The sequence below is a fragment of the Microbulbifer agarilyticus genome (assembly GCF_001999945.1).
GTDB classification, from domain to species: domain Bacteria; phylum Pseudomonadota; class Gammaproteobacteria; order Pseudomonadales; family Cellvibrionaceae; genus Microbulbifer; species Microbulbifer agarilyticus_A.
Genome location: NZ_CP019650.1, coordinates 1,334,960 through 1,355,148, shown reverse-complemented (window position 1 = coordinate 1,355,148; position 20,189 = coordinate 1,334,960). Strand labels below are relative to the sequence as shown.

Below are 20,189 nucleotides of genomic sequence, written 5' to 3'. Positions count from 1 at the left end.
TCGCGCGCGTGACATCCCGCCTCTCCCAACGCAATGCGAAGGTGCTGGTACGCTATTTTGCCGTGTTGACACTGGCAATCCTTATTATCGGTGCTGTTACTGGAATGGCCGCATGGGTCACTCGACACACTTGGCTACCCTGGCTAATAAACCAACAATTCGATAATGCACGTGTAACCTCCATTGAACAGCTTCAGATATCTCGAGGCTATGGCGACTGGCATGCACATATCCAGCGCTTGGTCATACAAACGGATCACGGTCAGCAGATTCGGCTGGACAACCTCCAGATACGCCAACTCAATGAACTATTCGCTCACGTTTTCGCTGCCAGCAGGGATTCCGTTCCTAAAGCCGAAATATCCATCGACCAAGTGACAGTCGAAAAGGCCGGACATGCCAGTGCGCAGTCTGCACCTGGGAAACCAGGGCAGGACGATGAGTCAAAGGCGACGACCAAGCGAGAATCCGATGCTGATCGCTCCCAATCCTCAGGAGTAGAGCAAACCGGAGACAAAGAGCGCGAAGCACTAAAAATCAGCCACCTGCTTCAACAGCTGCAAACATTGCCTGTACGGAATGTCGAGATTCGTACTCTTCAACTCCCCGACTATTTGCCCGGCTACTCCACGGCACAGTTTTCTTTTGGCAGCCAAGGGGCTATTGAGGGAGATATACGCAACTCACACTGCGATGGATGCCTGCTGTCTTTGGATATAGACCCGGATAAGAACCATCCTCAATTTCAGCTTGAACTCACCCGAAAACAAGATGTAATTGCTAGCGTCACAGGTAACCTGCAAAACATTCCACAAAGTGCTCCCGCAACCTGGGGTATTTCTACCAACACCAAGCTCTCCGCAGAGCCACTATCCGCATTAATTGCAGATTTAATGAAGCCGCTGCCTCCATCATCCATAGAGAACTGGCAAAACTGGCTGACTCTACTCGCTGACAGTCGAGGCTCAGCCACCGTGAATCTAAGAGGAAAAATCGAAGACGATATCCGTGGTCTTCAGGGCATCGACAGCCTTCACAATGAAATTCAGCTCAACAATTTGACTGTGCCGCTACCCAAAATACTGGTCGGCACTCCCCTATCGATCAAGACAAATACCAAATCGCCGATCAAACTCGCGCTGGATAGCCTGAATCCATTGTCAGCAAGAGAAGTTAGCGGTGAGCTCACAATTGGGGTTCAGAGCCAACCGCAAGGCAATGGTGTATATCTATTAAACGCTGAAATCCAGCTCACCGAGTCTACGGATGGGCTACCGCAAGTAGCAGTCGATGGAAATCTTGACCTAGCTAATTGGCAAGAAGTGCTTGAGCACCCAGGAATTAAAAACTATTTGTCGGGATACGAGATCGAGGACCTATCTGGTACACAAGAATTTTCTGTGTCATTTGCACTGCCAAAGCTGGACACAAAAATTATTGAAACGAAGCAACACATCAGGGATTTTTCAGCACAGTGGAAATTCTCTGATAACACCGGATTCCTGCTAAAGCTGCCGAAATCTAAAACACCGGCAACTTTACAGGAGTGGCGCAAGACTCAAATCACTGTCTCCGGCGATCAATCCATATCTTTCAGCGCAGCGCAGATACCGGGTTCATTACAGGCAAGCACGCCCCTATTCAAGGTATTTTTTGAAACACCAGATCAACCAGAAGGCGAAGCCAACACAAAAATCACGACCAGACTACTGGAACTTAACTGTACTGACGTTATGGCGAAAGCCTGCGTATTTCAACTCGACATGCATGCCTCCAACCTTTCGCTTCCCGAGGAAAATACACGCCTAGACAACTTTACTCTAGAGACAAAAATAGAAGTGAGAGATAGCACGGATCCTGCGTCATTCGCTATCGACCTTAGCGACCTCAATATGAGCGTCGACAAGAGCACATCGGGAGAAATAAGTACTGATAACTCCGAACTGTTTTCCTCGAGGGCATCCTGTGAAATTAACCCGGCGAAAATGCATTGTGAGTCACCCCAAATTGCCGTCAGCTTCGCACCTATGGCACTTGCAGGCCACAGCATTGAGGGGATCGTTTTTCTAGAGGACCTTCACCTTACAAGATCAGAGGATAAAACATCGCAAAATGTAGAAGAAAGCGGTTGGGTAACGACGGGCTTGTCGAATTATCGCGCAGACCAGCTGACCATCAAAACCGCAAATGCGCTGACGATCCAGCTGGCATCCCGCGGAAAAGTTGATTTCAATGATAAACAGCTAAGCGGTGTCAGTACTATCACTAGCGGTCCGCTGCAATTTGACAGTAAATGGCAACACGATCGAAATAACCAAGAAGGCAGGCTGGAGCTGGCACTTGCTCCTACCGAATTCAGCCGCAGTAATTCTCTGGCACTGGGAATAGATGGACTGCCAGCAAACCTGGTAGGCGGAAAACTCGAAGGCTCCGCAAAGCTCCATTGGCCAGACAGCCAACAGGATACCGCCCAAGGCTCTTTATCGGATGCTGTTGTTCAATACAACAACAGCTATGCAGTAGGAATTAATTCCACAATATATCTTGAGCGTGAAGGTGAATCATGGGCGACAACTGCCCCAGCTCGAGTCTCCGCCGACACCATTGATGCCGGTGTCGCTCTCAAAAATTTGCACTTTGGCCTGACCATAAACGCATCCGGCGATGTTGTATTGACTGACTTTTCCTCTGAGCTCCTCGAGGGTGCCCTCACTTCAGATACGGTTAAATGGAACATTGGTGGGGAAAAACGGCAATCCACCTTTCAGTTCACTGGTATTTCCCTCCGTGCACTGACGAACGAACTCGAGTCAACCAACTTTTCCGCTAGTGGCCTGATGGATGCGCGCATACCAATTACGACAGATGCCGAAGGGGTTACGGTTGCAGATGGAAGCTTACAATCCCGGCCACCGGGAGGGCGCATGCGCTACTACGGCGCATTCTCCCCGCAAATGCTGTCCAGTAACCCACAGCTTAAGCTGGTGGCTGGTGCGCTGGAGGATTACACCTACCGCGACATTCATGGCACTATTCAATATCCATTGAGTGGTGACTTGCAGCTCAACCTGAAGCTGACTGGGAACAGCCAGGCAATAGACGCGAAACGCGACCTGATCATCAATCTGAACCTGGAAAACAATGTCCCCAGCATGCTGCGCTCACTGCAAGCTAGCCGTGATTTAACCGACGTGTTGGAGAAACAGGCACAGTAAACCAGCCTAATGGGACGGATTTCGATCAGAAGCACCCCATAATGGGCGCCAAATCCCCACTCGATTCCGTGTGTTCAGGAACGGTTAATCCTGAGCTATCTATAGTAATCAGCAACCAATGTATGTATCCCGCCTCAATTTGGCAGGATACCGACAAGTGGCGCGTTTTCGGCTCTTTTCTCCACGCGATCTAAGTAGCGCAGAGTGAGCCCTTTCCAGAGAGTCGCAGGAGTTTGTAGTGAACCAAGCAGACAGTTTGAAGCCTTTGGCCCTGTGGGGCGCACTGGCGCTCAGCGGAGCCTTGATCGGATGTACCCCCACCGTAGCGGTCCAGGCCCCAAGTGAGCCAATTACGGTTAATCTCAATGTCAAAATCGAACACGAGATTCGTGTAAAAGTTGACAAAGAACTGGACGACTTGTTTGAAGACAAGGAAGGCATTTTCTAGAGCTGACAGAACTTACGTCGCAGCTGGATAATTGAAGGATACACAAACATGCTAAACACTTTTATTACTTGCTCAGAACACACTATGCCGACGAAGCGTCCAAATAAGTCATTGCTTGCAAGCGTACTAATGATTTTCGCTCTCCTGTTTGCCCTTCCCGCAAGCGCTATTACGCTCAAACAGGCCCAAACTCAGGGGCTGGTTGGCGAGGCCAACAGCGGTTATATTGCTATTGTGCAGGACAGTTCACCGGAGCTGGAGAAGCTGGTGAATGAAGTAAACCGCAAGCGCAAAAACGAATACGCAGCAATCGCCAAGCGCAACAAGATTGATATCAGCCAGGTAGCCGCTCGGGCTGCAGAAAAACTGGAAGCCCGACTAAAGAAAGGCGAGTACTACCAAGACAACCTGGGGCGTTGGAAACAAAAGTAACGATTTGACAGCATAAAAAAACCCGCAACCTGAGTTGCGGGTTTTCGAGCTTAAGCGTGTCTCAGTCTGTGCTAATCAAAGATTCGCAAACAGCGACATACCGTCGAGCCCCTGACTTTCCATGACTTCCCGTAGACGCTTCAGCGCATCCACTTGAATCTGGCGAACTCGCTCACGGGTCAAGCCTATTTCACGACCGACTTCTTCCAGCGTACTGGCTTCATAACCTCGCAGGCCAAACCGGCGCGACACCACTTCGCACTGCTTATCCGGCAGCTCACCCAACCAGCGGTTAATACTGTCGAACAGGTCAGAATCCTGCAGCAACTCAGCTGGGTCCGATTCATGCTGATCCGGAATGGTATCCACCAACGTTTTCTCAGACGAAGGGCCGATTGGCGTATCGACTGAAGTAACACGCTCGTTGAGACCGAGCATACGCTCTACGTCTTCAACGGGCTTTTCCAGCAAGTTGGCGATTTCTTCCGCCGTTGGCTCATGGTCCAACTTCTGAGCCAGTTCCCGAGAGGCACGCAGGTAAACATTAAGCTCTTTCACAACATGAATGGGCAGACGGATGGTCCGCGTTTGATTCATGATGGCGCGCTCAATGGTTTGGCGAATCCACCAGGTGGCGTAAGTTGAGAAACGGAAACCCCGTTCAGGGTCAAATTTTTCCACCGCGCGAATAAGGCCGAGATTACCTTCTTCGATTAAGTCCAGGAGCGCGAGACCACGACTAACGTAACGACGGGCAATTTTCACAACCAGCCGCAGGTTACTTTCTATCATGCGCTTGCGGGACGCCGCATCACCACGTAGAGCTTTACGCGCGTAGTAGACTTCTTCTTCGGCGGTTAATAGAGGAGAGAATCCGATTTCGTTAAGATATAACTGAGTAGCGTCGAGGTTTTTCTGCCCGGCCGCATCGTCGAGCTTTCGTATGGTTGTTTTTGTAGTTGTGGCTTTCGAAGTGGACTTCGATGTTTTGTGGGAGATTGTTTCAGAGTTTTTTTTTGCCGTTTTACTCCGGGCACGGCTTGTTTTGGTTTCTTTTACGGGTTCTTTCTGATCGAAGGATTCCGGCGCAATATCTGTCTTAGCACCAAATTCCATTTGATCATGACGTTGTGCTTCCATTTCCCCAACTCCTTGTACTTTGCCTGTATCAGCCGCTTGAGACAGCTTTCGATCACTGAATCGGCCGCTGTCAACTGCGACAGCCTCCGTTCTCGGCAACTCACCGTCACTGATGAGTAGGGTCACTGCAGGGCAGCTACTTCCGATCCCGGTGACTACCTCAAGTGGTTATAAACAAAAATCCATTTTTATTGCACAACAGCGTATGGGAGAGGGGTTATCGCGCTTATATCGACAGACTCCTTAAGGCAGATATGCCAATGGGTCTACCGGCTGACCATTCTTGCGAATTTCAAAGTGGAGCATATCGCGGTCGGTACCACTTGAACCCAGTTCCGCTATCCGTTGCCCTGCTCTGACTTTCGTACCCTCACCAACAAGTAACTTGTCGTTGTGGGCATAAGCACTGAGGAATTCCTCGTTGTGCTTGATGATCAAAAGCTTACCGTAACCTCTCAGTGCGCTTCCGGCGTAAATCACGGTGCCATCCGCCGCTGCCTGAACAGATTCCCCCTTTTTCCCGGCGATATCAACACCCTTCCGCAAGGGGTCATTGGCCTGAAAGCGAGAGAGCACCCGACCGCGAACAGGCCACCGCCATTTTGTGACATTTTTATTACCGTCCGAAATTGACGATCTTTTTACAGTTTTCGGCGCAGGCTTAGATACCTTGGCTGGCGCTTTTCTAGTCACTTTTTTAGTTTTAGCGACGGTCTTTACCGGCGGCGGGCTAACGGCAACAGGTATTCGCCCAGTCAGCGCGAGGCGTTGTCCGGGAAATATCCGGTAAGGCGCAGGGATCCGGTTTACTGCCGCTAACTCTTTGAAATCCTTACCGTAACGCCACGCAATGGAGTAAAGAGTCTCACCCTTGCTTACCGTGTGGTGACGAATCTTTTGGCTTGGGGGTTGTTTCAGGGAAGAGGTGGGGGCCAGATTACTTGCGCAAGAAGCGAGTAGGAACGTCGAGCATAAAACAACCACAAGCCGACCCAGTAAAAAGGGACAAAGACGCAAAAAGCATCCACCAAAGTGGGCAAATTTGGCCTCAAAATGTCGATATATGCGCCGTTTCATTATTCTCTTTTTACATCAGAGGGGTCCATTTATGGAAAAAGTGTCTAAAGAAAACCTCTGATTCAACGGCTTTTGACGGCCAATAAATCTGTCTTCTTGCGGATTCCCGAACAAACCCTTTTTAAGCGGCTTGATTGAGAATAAAGACCCCAAAGTCATATTTTGTATCCGGGTAATCCGGAAGTAACGCTGCAGTACGCCTTTAACTCTTACTCGTGTACGACTTTTCCTACATGCCGGCCATGGATCCATTCGAGTGCAAGTACCAGAATCACAGCGCCCAGAGTAGCCGCCGCCGCCCCGACAAAATAGGAAGGCTGCCCGGTGACGGAAGCAAACTCCATTGGCGACACGTTAGACAACATTGGCGCTAGCTTGGCACTACTCAGTTCTCCCACATCACCGTTAGCGAGCTTCCAGGGCCACACGATTTTCAGGCTCCCCAGCAGCACACCGACAAGAAATGAAAGCGTTACAGAAGGAAAACGGTGCATAAGCCAGGAAAGTACCCGGCTAAACAATAACAATCCACAGCCTGCTCCAGCTGCAAACCAAATCAGTGCACCGATCTGCAGATCGTGGACCGCGTTGATCACCTGTGGATAAATACCGATCATTAGCAGGATGAAAGACCCGGATATTCCCGGCAGAATCATCGCGCAGATCGCCAAAGCACCGGAAAAGAACAAGGTATACGGGGTGGCGGCTATCTCCGTCGGTCGCATTTCACTAACCAGAATGGCCAGGGCAACCCCGGATAAAAGGGCCAACCAGCTGGACCACTGCCAATGCATCACCCGGCGCGCGATAGGGACCACTGAAGCGAGAATCAAACCAAAGAAGAATGACCAAACGAGAATTGGATGATTTTCCAGCAGAAAACTGATCAGTTTTGCCAGGCTGAAAATACTAATAAGGACGCCACTGAAGAGCGCCAATAAGAAGCTTCCGTTGATTTCCCGCCAGGTGGCGGCAATACCATCCCGAAACAGAGAAACCACAGTATGCGGGCCAATCTTGCTCAGAGAATCGAGCAGCTCCTGATAAATACCGGTAATAAAAGCAATGGTGCCTCCGGAAACTCCCGGGACGACATCCGCAGCCCCCATAGCCAAGCCACGCAAACCAACTCCCCAGTAGCGGCTTCGCAAAATGGGGTTTGCCGATGCGTTGTTTCTCGATGCATTATTTCCCGATGAGTTGTTTCCCGTGGTCATTAGCGCACCACTCCACTTAACAACGGAACAAACCGAACCGGCTCGGCTTTCTCCACATCGAAGCGCTCTCCATCTTCGCTGCGAGTGACAATCGTCAGATACTGGCGTTCACTCCCCACAGGAATAACCATCACGCCGCCCGGTGCCAGCTGCTCGCGCAATTCATCGGGAACCGTCGCGGGTGCTGCCGCGCACAAAATGGCATCGAAGCTTTCCTTTTCCGGCCACCCGAAACCGCCACTACTCAAGCGCATTTCCACATTAAATATCCCCAATTCACGCATCCGCTGACGAGCTTTGACCAACAGAGGCTCAACCCGTTCCACTGAATACAGCTTCTCAACGAGGCGGGCGAGAATGGCAGTCTGGTAGCCCGAACCGGCGCCAACCTCTAATACGCGCGCGCGTGAGGAGGCTCGACTGAGTAGTAACTCAGTCATTCGAGCAACAATATAGGGCTGGGAGATGGTCTGCCCATAGCCGATGGGCAGTGCGGTGTCTTCGTAGGCGCGGATCGCGAGAGCTTCATCCAAAAACAGGTGACGGGGTGTGGATGCCATAACATCCAGCACTTCTTCGTTGCTGATCCCTTCGTCGCGCAACCGTTGAATCAAACGGTTACGGGTGCGCTGGGAGGTCATGCCCAGGCCTTCGTGTCTAAATCGATCCATAAGGATTGAAAGTCTCCCTACAAGCGCATCACCGGCCCCCAAGTAGTCCTCAAACAAAAAGGAACCACGCTTTCCGGCGATTGACCGGGAAGACACTCGCTTCCACAGCCACAGTTTGTTGTCGTTAATTTTTACTTATTTTAGGGCCACAGAAGATTGGTTGGCTAGCTTCGCCACTTCCCGCAGCAGCGCAGTGGCAAATGTGCCCGGAGGTAAAGCAAAGGTAAGCACCAGATCCGTGCCCTTTTCCTGCTCTTCCCATCGATACTCAAACCCCTGAGGTATCAGCATTAATGGCCTGCGCTCTTGGCTCAAACCACCATGCTCCAACCAGTCTTGCCAGGCTTGCCAAGGCGCCATCGCGTTTTCCTCCAACGCAAGCTGCTCGCCAGAGGCCGTATTTCTTCCGCGCCCCCACAATGGGCCGCTGCCTGTCGCTTCCGGCTCCCCTTCCAGGGTTTCCATCCACGTTCTTTGTTCTATCCGCGCAGCCAGTACCTGGTTAAAAAGCCAACTGCGCGCTGCGGATAAAGCAAAAGCTTTCTGGTTGCGCGGCAGGCGCTTGCGCTTGCCGGCGATTGGCTCCGCCACGATACGCTCTACCAGGTCCAGATTACCGCCATTGTGTCCAAAGCGCTGCTCACCAAAATAATTGGGTACACCCTTGTGTACCTGCGCGAGTACGTTTTCTGCCGCCGCACGGTCACCCGATACGTTGCGCAGCCGAATCTGGAAACGGTTCGCCAAATGCCCACCGCGACGCAGCTTGCGTGCACCGCGAAAATGCCGCAGTACCTGAATTTCTTCATTGTCCAGCTGAGCCCAATCGGGTTCAGGTTTCTGTGCCAGCCAAACACTGAACCACTGGGTAGTCACCGCGTGGCGATCTTTCAGGCCAAAGTAGCCCACATCGTTACTTTGCACCCCGGCGAGCTGAGCCAGTTGCTGGGCAACGAAGCCGGTGTTGGCTCCACGCTTGCGAATGTGCAGGTACACGTGCTCACCAGCCTCCTCTTGAGGCGCGGCCAGTTCATCCACCACAAAGTCTTCAGGCAGGCTGCGGAAGTCCGCCTGCAGTGCGGCTCCGCCAAGTGCACGGGGCCAATTCAGATCCCAGGCTTGCTCACCTTCTTTTTCAGAATGATTTACGGAGTCGTTCACAGCTTCTCCAGCAACACCACCGCTTGGGCGGCGATACCTTCTTTACGGCCGGTAAAGCCGAGCTTTTCGCTAGTGGTCGCTTTAACACTGATTGCACCAGTATCCACGGCGCAGTCTGCGGCGATATTTGCACGCATAGCATCGATATGCGGGGCCATTTTGGGCGCCTGAGCGATCAGTGTCGCGTCGGCATTAACCAGCCGGTACCCTTGCTGATGAATCAGGCTCACCACATGGCGCAGCAGCACACGGCTGTCTGCACCGGAATAGGCCGCATCTGTATCTGGAAAATGCTTGCCGATATCGCCGAGGGCCAGTGCGCCCAGCAACGCGTCAGCAAGGGCGTGCAGAAGCACATCACCATCAGAGTGTGCGACCAACCCCTGATCGTGCGGAATGCGAACGCCGCCCAGGACGACGTGATCTCCAGGGCCGAAGGCATGTACATCGATGCCCTGGCCAATTCTGAGGCTCATAGATTGTTTCCTGATGAGGCGCCGCCAGACCGATGGCGAAGCAACGCTTCTGCGAGCACCAGATCCGACGGGTGGGTAATTTTGAAGTTGCTGCGGCAGGCCGCTACCAGCTCGGGGGCATGGCCCGCTAATTCGAGCGCGCTGGCCTCGTCGGTGATTGCCTTGGGGTTCTCATCAAGACCGCGTTGCAGTGCTTGCAGCAAAGTACCGAGTGGCGCTTTCTGTGGTGTTTGCGCCAGCCAAATTTGCTCTCTGGGCAGGGTTTGCCGTACACAGCTCTCTGCTCCAGCGAGCTTTACGGTATCGCTGGCGGGCTGGGCAAGCAGAGCCATCGGTGCGGCGCTGAGTAGCTTGTGTATATCGTCTGTGCTGACTAGCGGCCGTGCGGCATCGTGGACCAACACCGAGGTCGTGGGTGATTGGTGCTGACTCAGGTATTCAAGGGCGGCAAGAACAGAGTCGGCGCGCTCGGCACCGCCAATAACGGTTTGAATCTTGTCGTCTTGTGCACATTCGAGCGTTGCGAATACTTCGTCATCTGCAGAAATCGCGACAACAACACCTTTCAGTCCGGGCCAGGACAATATGTTTTCGAGGGTATGGGCGATGAGTGGCTTGCCATCGATGGGCAGGTACTGCTTGGGTGTATTTGCGCCCATGCGTTTGCCGGCGCCAGCGGCAGGCACTACGACCCAGTAATCGGAGGTCGCGTGGCTATGAGAGGGAATCATTGTTTTTCTCGCTGTGACCGCGCAGGACTTTTGTGCTCATCCTGATCGAGAAAAATAAACAGGGTTTCGCCTTCTTTAATAAGGCCGAGATCGTAGCGGGCTTTGGCTTCGACGCCGTCGGTGCCTTCTTTAAGGCTACGGACTTCCCGCAAAAGGTGGCGGTTTTCCCGCTCGAGTGCAGCATTTTTTCGCTGCTGCTCTTCAAGCTGCCGTTCCAGTCTGGTCACATCCGCAAAACTGCCCTCGCCCACCCACAATCGGTATTGGGAGACCAGCAGCATTACTGTGAGGATTGCCAGCAGCCATTTCATTTGTTTTGTTCTCTTCTGGCTTGGGGATAACCACGACTTTCAATTCGTGGCGGCTCCGGCACCGGCAGTGGTGCGCTAGACACGCCGTAAACCCATCCCTGGGGGCTCTGCACCGCCATCCATGGCGGTGAAGGTCTAGCGCACCACTGCCGGTGCCGAAGCCTTCGCGTCAAAGTCTCAACTTCGTCACGAGTTTAAGCCAGTTTACCGGGCTTACCGAATTACTTGAACTCGGCAATGCCACGGTAAGGCGCTTTGCCTTCCAGCTCGGCTTCGATGCGCAGCAGACGATTGTACTTGGCTACACGGTCGGAGCGGCACAGGGAGCCAGTTTTGATCTGGCCAGCAGCGGTAGCAACAGCCAGGTCAGCGATAGTGGTGTCTTCGGTTTCACCGGAGCGGTGAGAGATAACCGCGGTGAAGCCTGCGTCTTTGGCCATTTTGATCGCGTCCAGGGTCTCGGACAGAGAACCGATCTGGTTGAACTTGATCAGGATGGAGTTACCAACGCCTTTCTCGATACCTTCTTTCAGGATCTTGGTGTTGGTTACGAACAGGTCGTCGCCCACCAGCTGTACTTTCTCGCCGATTTTATCGGTGAGAATTTTCCAGCCGTCCCAATCGCTTTCGTCCATGCCATCCTCGATGGAGATGATCGGGTAGTTTTCAGACAGCTCGGCCAGGTAATCGGCGAAGCCGGCGCTATCGAATGCTTTACCTTCGCCAGACAGGTCGTAGTTGCCGTCTTTGTAGAATTCGGAAGATGCGCAGTCCAGAGCCAAGGTGATGTCGTCGCCCAGTTTGTAACCAGCGGCTTCTACGGCTTCAGCGATAACTTTCAGTGCACCTTCGTTGGAAGGCAGGTTCGGGGCGAAGCCACCCTCGTCACCAACGGCGGTGTTCAGGCCCTGTGCGGACAGAACTTTTTTCAGAGCGTGGAAGATTTCAGCACCCTGACGCAGCGCTTCGGCGAAAGACTTGGCTTTTACCGGTTGAATCATGAATTCCTGGATGTCGACGTTGTTGTCGGCGTGCTCACCACCGTTGATGATGTTCATCATCGGTACCGGCAGGGTGTACTCACCCGCGGTGCCGTTTACTTCGGCGATGTGCTGATACAGGGGAACACCCTTAGAGATAGCTGCAGCTTTGGCTGCGGCCAGGGACACGGCCAGGATGGCGTTTGCACCCAGCTTGGATTTGTTTTCAGTGCCATCGGCGTCGATCATGGCCTGGTCGAGGGCACGTTGATCGGTTGCATCCATGCCTACCAGCAGCTTGGCAATTTCGCCGTTGATGTTTTCAACTGCTTTCAGAACGCCTTTGCCCAGGTAGCGGCTTTTGTCGCCATCGCGCAGCTCGAGGGCTTCGCGGGAGCCGGTGGAAGCGCCAGACGGTGCACAGGCAGAACCTACCGCGCCGCACTCGAGAATTACATCGGCGTTAACGGTGGGGTTACCGCGACTATCCAATACTTCAAAAGCTTTTACAGCAACAATCTTGCTCATGTTTACAACGGGCTCCTTGTTTTTCCGGAAATTATTTACTCGGAATGTGTGTTTCTGTGAAGTTTAAGTGCGGCGGCCGCCTTCTCTGGGCCGCTCATTTTAGTTATTCGTTTGTCTATTATCTGGTAGCGGGCTATTTGGTATCGAGCGGCTCGAGGTTTTTCACCAACTGATCCACGGCTTTCATTTGCGCCAGGAAAGGCTCGAGCTTTTCGAGAGGCAGCGCGCTTGGTCCATCGCAAAGTGCCTTGTCCGGGATCGGGTGTGCTTCGAGGAACAGACCAGCAATGCCGATGGCTAGACCCGCACGGCCCAGCTCGGTTACTTGGGAGCGACGACCGCCAGATGCCGCACCACCAGGGGCGCGCATTTGCAGAGAGTGGGTCACGTCGAAAATCAGTGGCGCGCCGCCAGAGGCGTCGATCATGGTGCGGAAACCGAGCATGTCCACCACGAGGTTATCGTAGCCGAAACAGGCACCGCGCTCACACAAAATGATGTTTTCGTTACCGCCCTCAGCAAATTTTTCCACAACATTTTTCACTTGCGGCGGACTCATAAACTGCGGCTTTTTCACGTTAATCACCGCACCGGTTGCTGCCATGGCAGCAACCAGATCGGTTTGACGCGCGAGGAAAGCAGGCAGCTGAATAACGTCCACGACTTCGGCAACCGGAGCCGCCTGATGGGGCTCGTGCACATCGGTAATCAGCGGCACGCCGAAGGTCTTTTTGACTTCTTCAAAAATCTTCAGCCCCTCTTCCATCCCGGGGCCGCGATAGCTGTGAATGGAAGAACGGTTCGCCTTGTCGAAAGACGCTTTAAAAACGTAAGGAATGCCCAGTTTGTCAGTGACATTGACATAGTGCTCGGCCACTTTCATGGCCATATCGCGGGATTCCAGTACATTCATGCCGCCAAACAAGGTGAACGGCTTGTCGTTGGCAACTTTCAGTTTGCCGACTTCAATTGTTTTCATTATCTGCGCCTGCTTATGCTTCTTGATTAAGCCTGCTTGTGCTCGACAGCCGCAGCTACGAAGCTCTCAAACAGAGGGTGGCCGTCACGCGGGGTAGAAGTAAATTCCGGGTGGAACTGACAGGCGACGAACCAGTTGTGCTCAGGCAGCTCAACCATTTCCACCAAAGTGTCATCTGCAGACCAACCGCCGATTTTCAGACCCGCTTGCTGCAGGCGGTCGACGTAGTTGTTGTTCACTTCGTAACGGTGACGATGGCGCTCAACGATGACATCTTCACCGTAGATTTCGCGAGCCTTGGAATCTTTCGCCAAGCGACATTCCTGGCCACCAAGACGCATGGTACCGCCCAGATCGGACTTCTCATCACGGGTCTCAATATTGCCTTCGCTGTCGATCCACTCGGTGATCAGGCCGATAACCGGGTGCGGGGTCTTACCATCAAACTCGGTGCTGTTGGCGCCGTCCAGATTGAGTACGTTGCGCGCGTATTCGATCACCACAGACTGCAGGCCGAGGCAAATACCGAGGAATGGAATATTGTTTTCGCGGGCATAGCGAACCGCTTCAAGCTTGCCTTCCAGGCCGCGCTCGCCAAAGCCGCCAGGTACCAGAATCGCGTCGGCACCCTTGATCAGGTCCAGACCATTCTCGCCTTCAACATCTTCAGCGTTGATGTAGTCGATGTTGACCTTTGTGCGGGTTTTGATGCCGGCGTGAATCAAGGCTTCAATCAGAGACTTGTATGCATCCAGCAGCTCCATGTATTTGCCAACCATGGCAATCGTGATTTCGTGCTCTGGATTCAGTTTGCCATCAACCACGTCGTCCCATTCAGACAGATCCGGGGCTTCACACTCGAGCTGGAGCTTCTCTACGACGATTTCATCGAGGCCGTACTCGTGCAGCATGCGCGGTACGCCGTAAATGGTCTTGGCATCGGGCAGCGGCACTACCGCGCGCTCTTCCACGTTGGTGAACAGCGCGATTTTGCGGCGGGAGTCATCGTCGATAGCGCGCTCGGAACGGCACAGCAACATGTCTGGCTGCAGGCCGATAGAGCGCAGCTCTTTTACGGAGTGCTGGGTCGGCTTGGTTTTGGTTTCACCGGCAGTGCCCAGGTACGGCACATAGCTCAGGTGAATCAGCAGGGCACGATTGATGCCCATTTCCACGCGCAGCTGACGCACAGACTCGAGGAACGGCTGGGATTCGATGTCACCCACAGTACCGCCGATCTCAACGATCGCCACGTCTACATCGCGACCACCTTCGATCACCCGGCGCTTGATTTCGTCGGTGATGTGCGGGATCACCTGTACGGTACCACCCAGGTAGTCACCGCGGCGCTCTTTGCGCAGCACGGTTTCGTATACCCGGCCAGTGGTGAAGTTGTTGCGCTTGGACATGCGCGTGCGAACGAAACGCTCATAGTGGCCCAGGTCCAGGTCAGTCTCGGCGCCATCTTCGGTCACATAGACCTCGCCGTGCTGGAATGGGCTCATAGTGCCTGGATCCACATTGATATAAGGATCGAGCTTAAGAATAGTGACCTTCAAGCCGCGGGCTTCAAGAATAGCGGCCAGAGAGGCGGAGGCGATACCTTTCCCCAATGAGGAAACCACGCCGCCTGTGACAAAAATGTAGCGCGTCATGCAAAACCTTGGTCAGTTGAATGCCCGACGAGTTCGGGCGTGCGGGACTGGCTCAAGCGCGCAGACTCGCGCAACTCGGTGCCTTTGAGATGGGACGCCAGACTACCAGAAAGCGGGTTTCTGCTCAATCCAAAAACGCCCAGATTGGCGGTTTCAAAGGACCTTCTTCGGTAACGAAAAGGTCGCCCACTGCCAACAAGGTGCCTTCGCGGGACACCAGCGGTACCTGATCGCGCAACCAGGGAGGAAGGCCGTACTCCTGGAGCAGCTTTTTCAGGGTCTGGGAGTGATGGCGCTCTCGCGGCTGGGCCCGCTCGCCATGGCTGCGGAAGCGTACGGAGTATTCCCCGGACGGCCAGTCGACACTGGGACTGAGCGTCCAGCCACCGGGCAACACCAACGAGACCACACCATCCCACAACCATTCACCCTCTCCCGCCTCTAATTTCAGACGAGGCAATTGTGGTGTGAGATACAGGCGATGACGATAACGACGCACAACCCGCTCCCCCAGGGGGACCTCAATCGCCGCGTCGTCCCGGGCTTCTGTTTGAAGTACCGCTTGCTCAAGGTGGGCAGCCTCTGGCATCTGGGCGCCCAAACTGGCCAACCATTCGCGCAACAGGTTTTTTTGACGGGGAACCGACAGGTCGCGAAATGCCGTAAGGCCGATACTGCAGCCAAAGCTTTCCTGGCGAGCACCGCAGCGGCTCAAATCCTCTCCGGCGAGCTCCTCGAGCAAGCCCGCGGCCTCGCGCAAATTCTCGGAAGCCTGGGCCACTCGCGCGTTCAGCGGCCAACGCGCCCTCAGGGAAGGGGTTACCTGACTCCTAAGATAGTTTCGGTCATAAGTGGCATCGGCGTTGCTGTCGTCTTCGACCCAGCGCAACTGATTGGCTAGCGCATATTGCTCCAGCTCCGCGCGACTCACCCCCAATAAAGGACGCAAGAGCGCTTTCCCTTCTCCCGAGGTACCAATCCCGCGGTGCTGCGCCATACCGCCAAGCCCCAATACGCCGGCGCCGCGCAACAGGCGCAACAAAAAGGTTTCCGACTGATCATCGCCGTGCTGCGCCAACAAAATCTGATCACCGGCGCTCATTTTGTGAGAAAAAGCCGCATAACGTGCATCCCGGGCCCCCTGCTCAACGCCACCGCGCTTGCAATCCACTTCCACTTTCATCGCCACAAAGGGCACACCGAGCTTCGTCGCCTCAGCTTCACAATGCGCCAACCAGGCATCCGCCTGTGCGCTGAGTCCGTGATGTATATGCAATGCAGCAAACGGGATCTTCGCCGTTGCCAGAAGATGCAAAAGCACCGAAGAATCTAGGCCGCCGGAATACCCCAGCCACAGCGCTCCGGTGGCCGGATAACGACGCAGTGCGGTTTTCAGTACTTCGGTCAGATTGGATGCAATATCGGACATGAGGGAACTGGGTGATCACACGCAAACAGAAAGCAAAAGTATATCTGCCAGCGGCCCGGCGCGAGAACCACTGGCATGCAGAATCAAGCTGGCTGGGGAGCCGTCTTTGCACTGCGATACTGGGAGGGCGTCATACCCGCTGCTTTTTTAAAGAAGGTATTGAATACCGATTTACTATTAAAACCCACCTCCAGATAGATATCAGTGATGGTCTTCCCCTGCCCATCGGCACTGCGCAGGAGTCGCATCGCCTCTTCAATACGGTAGCGGTTGATGAACTCGTAGAAATTCACCTCAAAATGCCGGTTGATGATCATCGACAAATCGCGCGGCGGGATCTCTAGGCCTTCCGCCAGTAGATCGATGGTTACATCCGGGTGCAGGTAGAGCTTTTCCGCGTGCATCTTGTTGTCGATTTCTTCGGCAAGCGCCGGGTTACAGACTTGCTCCGCAGCCGGCTTGCGCGGCTTCTCAGGCTCTCGCACCGACTCAAAGTTGGCGAAATAACGTACTCCAGTGAATACCAGCAGGTTCACCAGCACGAACAGGGTGTAGTACCCAGTGAGACCGATTTTTTCGAACACAATCAAATCGTACGGCTGATACAGGCTGAACATCTTGGCAATGCCCAACACCGCTTCCATCACCATCACCACCAGAAAACCAAACACCAGAGTCCGAATCCAGGTGACATCCACCTTTTCCACATTGGAATGTGTCGACTTCAGCCGCTGCGTGTATTGCACGAGCAACAGCAGCGACCATACGCAATAGGCTACTCGCAAACTTTTGCACAGAAACTCCACCAACACATAGTGCCAGCCATACACCAGATCTTCGCTGTTGATGAGATCCAGGCGCTGCTCTAGTGGTAAGCGGAAGAAAACCGCACTCATATAAAGAAGCGCAAGGACAAACGGCAGCAGGTGTACGGCATCGCGCGTCCGCAGTGAAAAATCGCGGAAGATCAGGGACTTCACGCAGAAGAACAGCAACATGCCGTCCAGATAATAGGCAAACCCGCCCAAAAAATAGATCTGTGGTAATAGCTCGCGCACGGTGAACTTGAATTCTGCCCCCCACAAGACCAATTCATGTAGCGGGATAAATGCATGGGAGAAAAGGAAAGCCGCAAGAAAGTATGTGCTGGCCTGTTTACTCACATTCGTGGCCAACAGGAGAACCGCAAAAAAGAGGCACTGCATTGCCGTCATCAGCAGTACCACGTCATGAAAGTTAAATAAAACCAGATTCATTTGTAGATATTTTTCTAATTTTCCTGGCACATCGGAAAGTTCGAGTACCGCGCGCCAGCCGAACGGGTTCGACTGATCACACACCCCATATTTCACGCCGTCAGAACGACGCTGCACACCCCTACCTCTTAGGGTGCAGTGGGCGGTTCACTCGCCCGACATTCTCAACATCAAACGCATAATAAAGGAAAGCATGATGAGATTTAACTCTGCAAACAGGTTAGGCAGCCTACTAACACTGCTGGCCCTGTTGTCGCCCCTGACCGTCATTGACAAGGCCCACGCGCAGTACGTCCACACAGACGGTACTCAGATCGTGGACGGCAATGGTGACCCTATCCACCTGAACGGTATCAACCTCGGCAACTGGCTGCTGTGGGAAGGCTACCTGATGATGGGAGACTTCAATTACCGCACTCATACACAGTTCCTAAATAGTCTGGCAGCCACTTTCGGCAGCATGGCACAGGCGAAGGAATTCGAACACCAGTGGCGACTGAACTACGTGACCGAACGGGAGATCGCAGACCTGAAAAGTCTCGGTTTCAACACCGTTCGAGTACCCTTCCACTACAACCTGTTCTGGGAGAACGGGCAATTGTCGGATCAGGGCTTCCAGTATTTTGATCGCCTAATAGATTACTGCCGAACCCACGGACTCTTTGTACTGCTGGATATGCACGCTGCCCCCGGCTACCAGAACCCCGGCGACCACAGTGACAACATTGACTCCAATGCTGGCCAACCGCGGGACTCGGTGAAGTTCTGGGACGGCAGTAACGTACAGATTGCCAGCCAGGTGTGGCGACACATTGCCGACCGCTACAAAAATGAACCGGTAGTTTGGGGCTACGACCTGATCAATGAGCCCGTGCCCCAAGCCGGGCGCGAGTACGAACTGTTGCCTTCACTGATTGCCATGCGCGATGCCATCCGTGAAGTGGACGATAACCACGCAATCATTGCCGAGGGCAGCTGGTGGGGTTCGGATATGCAGAAAATCGACTGGACAGATTCTGCCACCCAGACCAACACCGGTATCAGCGCCCGCTGGGACCACAACCTGGTGTACCAGACCCATCACTATGTCTTCGGCAATACCGCATGGATCGTCGACTTGTATCCCCGCGCGGACATCACCAATGCCATGGGCGTGCCGATGATCTTGGGAGAGTACGGCGAAGACAACAACGACATCATCCGTCAGCTCACCGACTGGTCCGTCGACAACATCGCCGGCCAATTTCCCTGGTCGTTTAAAAAGATGAGCCACGACCGCACCCTGTGGACCATCGCCCCCAACAGTATCTATAGCCAGGTGGTGAACTACATCAACCACGGCGGCACCCCGCCCGCCAATGCCTATACGGGCATGATCGATTTTGCCCAAAACCATATCGGCAACGGGGCGAGCAACGTCAGCTGGCACCAGGGTTTCTACGATGCCATCAAAAACAGCGGCGAAAGCACGCCGCCCCCGGCAGGCTGTGACTCCGCCGCCGCGCAGGCCGTCGGCCGTGTCGAAGCAGAAAACTACTGCGCCATGTCGGGTATCCAACTGGAGGACACCAGCGACAACGGGGGTGGCCAGAATGTCGGCTGGACCGACAGTGGTGACTGGCTGGACTACCGTGTCGATGCTCCACAAGACGGCGAATACACTCTGACCTACCGTGTGGCCAGTACCGCCAATACCGGGCAACTGCGATTGCTGGCCAACAGTGCTCAGGCGGCCGACACCAGTCTGCCCAACACAGGTGGCTGGCAAAGCTGGCAGTCCGTTTCCACCTCTGTGAACCTGAGCGCTGGCACCCAGACTTTGCGCCTCCAAGTGGCGGGCCCTGGTTTCAACCTGAACTGGTTCGAGTTGGCAGTGGGAGGCGGGGAAGAAGAACCCGCGGACCCCACCCCACCGCCATCTGGCACCCTTGCCGATGGCGAATACCAGATCCGCAACCTAGCCAGTGGCCTGTTGCTGGGCGTTGCCAACAATGCCACCAGCAACGGCGGCAATGTAATTCAGGGTGGTAGCCAGTCTTGGCAAGTCACCACACTCAGCAACGGCAACTACCGGATCGAAAACAGCTACAGCGGACTCGCGCTCGATGTCCAAGATGTCTCCTCCAGTAACGGCGCTAACATCCAGCAGTGGGAGTACGGCGGCGGCGACAACCAGCACTGGGTTGTCGAACCGGTTTCCGACAACCGCTTCCGCATTCTGTCGGCCATGAGCGGCAAGTCTCTGGATGTGCAGGATGGCACCAGCAGCGCCGGCGGCAATATCCAGCAGTGGACCTACCACGGCAATGACAACCAGCTGTGGCTGTTTGAAAACTAACCTCAGCTGACGGACTCTCTCTTACCTCGGGCCGCCGGAACCACTCCCGCGGCCCTTTTTTTAAATCGGCTTTTCAACCGATTCCAGCCAGCCTCCGCGACTGAGCAAAACCGCTAACTCATTGATTTTTCAATATTTACGCGAT

At 54.0% G+C, this 20,189-nt stretch carries 17 protein-coding genes; 4 read left to right on the top strand and 13 right to left on the bottom strand.

Annotated features, from left to right (window positions below; all coding sequences use genetic code 11):
• Positions 1–41 precede the first annotated feature (41 nt).
• From Mag101_RS05450 to Mag101_RS05440, 3 genes are all read left to right on the top strand, one after another.
• The gene (locus tag Mag101_RS05450) at positions 42–3,215 is read left to right on the top strand and encodes an intermembrane phospholipid transport protein YdbH family protein (RefSeq protein WP_077401898.1); all 3,174 of its coding nucleotides are present in this window, start codon (positions 42–44) and stop codon (positions 3,213–3,215) included.
• Between the two features lie 238 nt (positions 3,216–3,453).
• The gene (locus tag Mag101_RS05445; protein WP_237049733.1) at positions 3,454–3,663 is read left to right on the top strand and encodes a YnbE family lipoprotein; all 210 of its coding nucleotides are present in this window, start codon (positions 3,454–3,456) and stop codon (positions 3,661–3,663) included.
• Positions 3,664–3,792: 129 nt separating this feature from the next.
• Entirely contained in the window at positions 3,793–4,095 is a 303-nt protein-coding gene (locus tag Mag101_RS05440; RefSeq protein WP_232325152.1) for a YdbL family protein, read from the top strand.
• 75 nt (positions 4,096–4,170) lie between these two features.
• Here Mag101_RS05440 and rpoS read toward each other — a convergent pair whose 3' ends face one another.
• The 13 genes from rpoS to Mag101_RS05375 all read right to left on the bottom strand — a co-directional run bounded on the left by rpoS (position 4,171) and on the right by Mag101_RS05375 (position 17,823).
• Positions 4,171–5,235 carry an RNA polymerase sigma factor RpoS gene (gene rpoS, locus Mag101_RS05435; RefSeq protein ID WP_232325151.1) on the bottom strand — a complete coding sequence of 355 codons (1,065 nt, stop codon included), beginning with the start codon at positions 5,233–5,235 and terminating at the stop codon, positions 4,171–4,173.
• Between the two features lie 243 nt (positions 5,236–5,478).
• A complete protein-coding gene (locus Mag101_RS05430) occupies positions 5,479–6,312 on the bottom strand; it encodes a peptidoglycan DD-metalloendopeptidase family protein (RefSeq protein ID WP_232325150.1) in 834 nt (277 codons plus the stop codon).
• Positions 6,313–6,521: 209 nt separating this feature from the next.
• On the bottom strand, positions 6,522–7,436 hold the full coding sequence (locus Mag101_RS05425) for a DUF368 domain-containing protein (RefSeq protein ID WP_232325149.1): 915 nt from the start codon (positions 7,434–7,436) through the stop codon (positions 6,522–6,524).
• A 92-nt stretch (positions 7,437–7,528) separates the two neighbouring features.
• Positions 7,529–8,200, bottom strand: coding sequence for a protein-L-isoaspartate(D-aspartate) O-methyltransferase (locus tag Mag101_RS05420; RefSeq protein ID WP_198040100.1), 672 nt, complete (start codon positions 8,198–8,200; stop codon positions 7,529–7,531).
• Positions 8,201–8,335: 135 nt separating this feature from the next.
• Positions 8,336–9,361 (bottom strand): tRNA pseudouridine(13) synthase TruD, encoded by a 1,026-nt coding sequence (gene truD, locus Mag101_RS05415; protein ID WP_077401890.1) that lies wholly within the window; start codon positions 9,359–9,361, stop codon positions 8,336–8,338.
• Positions 9,358–9,837 carry a 2-C-methyl-D-erythritol 2,4-cyclodiphosphate synthase gene (ispF, locus tag Mag101_RS05410; RefSeq protein ID WP_077401887.1) on the bottom strand — a complete coding sequence of 160 codons (480 nt, stop codon included), beginning with the start codon at positions 9,835–9,837 and terminating at the stop codon, positions 9,358–9,360. The genes truD and ispF overlap by 4 nt, the downstream gene beginning before the upstream one ends.
• Complete coding sequence (gene ispD / locus Mag101_RS05405) at positions 9,834–10,568, bottom strand: 2-C-methyl-D-erythritol 4-phosphate cytidylyltransferase (protein ID WP_077401884.1); 735 nt, start codon at positions 10,566–10,568, stop codon at positions 9,834–9,836. The genes ispF and ispD overlap by 4 nt, the downstream gene beginning before the upstream one ends.
• On the bottom strand, positions 10,565–10,879 hold the full coding sequence (locus Mag101_RS05400; protein ID WP_077401881.1) for a septum formation initiator family protein: 315 nt from the start codon (positions 10,877–10,879) through the stop codon (positions 10,565–10,567). The genes ispD and Mag101_RS05400 overlap by 4 nt, the downstream gene beginning before the upstream one ends.
• 221 nt (positions 10,880–11,100) lie before the next feature.
• A complete protein-coding gene (eno, locus tag Mag101_RS05395; RefSeq protein ID WP_077401878.1) occupies positions 11,101–12,387 on the bottom strand; it encodes a phosphopyruvate hydratase in 1,287 nt (428 codons plus the stop codon).
• A 133-nt stretch (positions 12,388–12,520) separates the two neighbouring features.
• Positions 12,521–13,366: a 3-deoxy-8-phosphooctulonate synthase gene (gene kdsA, locus Mag101_RS05390; protein ID WP_077401875.1), complete on the bottom strand. Its 846-nt coding sequence runs from the start codon at positions 13,364–13,366 to the stop codon at positions 12,521–12,523.
• A gap of 26 nt (positions 13,367–13,392) precedes the next feature.
• On the bottom strand, positions 13,393–15,021 hold the full coding sequence (locus Mag101_RS05385; protein ID WP_077401872.1) for a CTP synthase: 1,629 nt from the start codon (positions 15,019–15,021) through the stop codon (positions 13,393–13,395).
• A 124-nt stretch (positions 15,022–15,145) separates the two neighbouring features.
• Complete coding sequence (tilS, locus tag Mag101_RS05380; RefSeq protein WP_077401870.1) at positions 15,146–16,450, bottom strand: tRNA lysidine(34) synthetase TilS; 1,305 nt, start codon at positions 16,448–16,450, stop codon at positions 15,146–15,148.
• An 83-nt stretch (positions 16,451–16,533) separates the two neighbouring features.
• Entirely contained in the window at positions 16,534–17,823 is a 1,290-nt protein-coding gene (locus Mag101_RS05375; RefSeq protein WP_232325148.1) for an AraC family transcriptional regulator, read from the bottom strand.
• Between the two features lie 79 nt (positions 17,824–17,902).
• Between Mag101_RS05375 and Mag101_RS05370 the strand changes: the two genes are divergently transcribed.
• Entirely contained in the window at positions 17,903–20,044 is a 2,142-nt protein-coding gene (locus Mag101_RS05370) for a carbohydrate-binding protein (RefSeq protein ID WP_232325147.1), read from the top strand.
• The last annotated feature ends 145 nt before the right edge of the window (positions 20,045–20,189 follow it).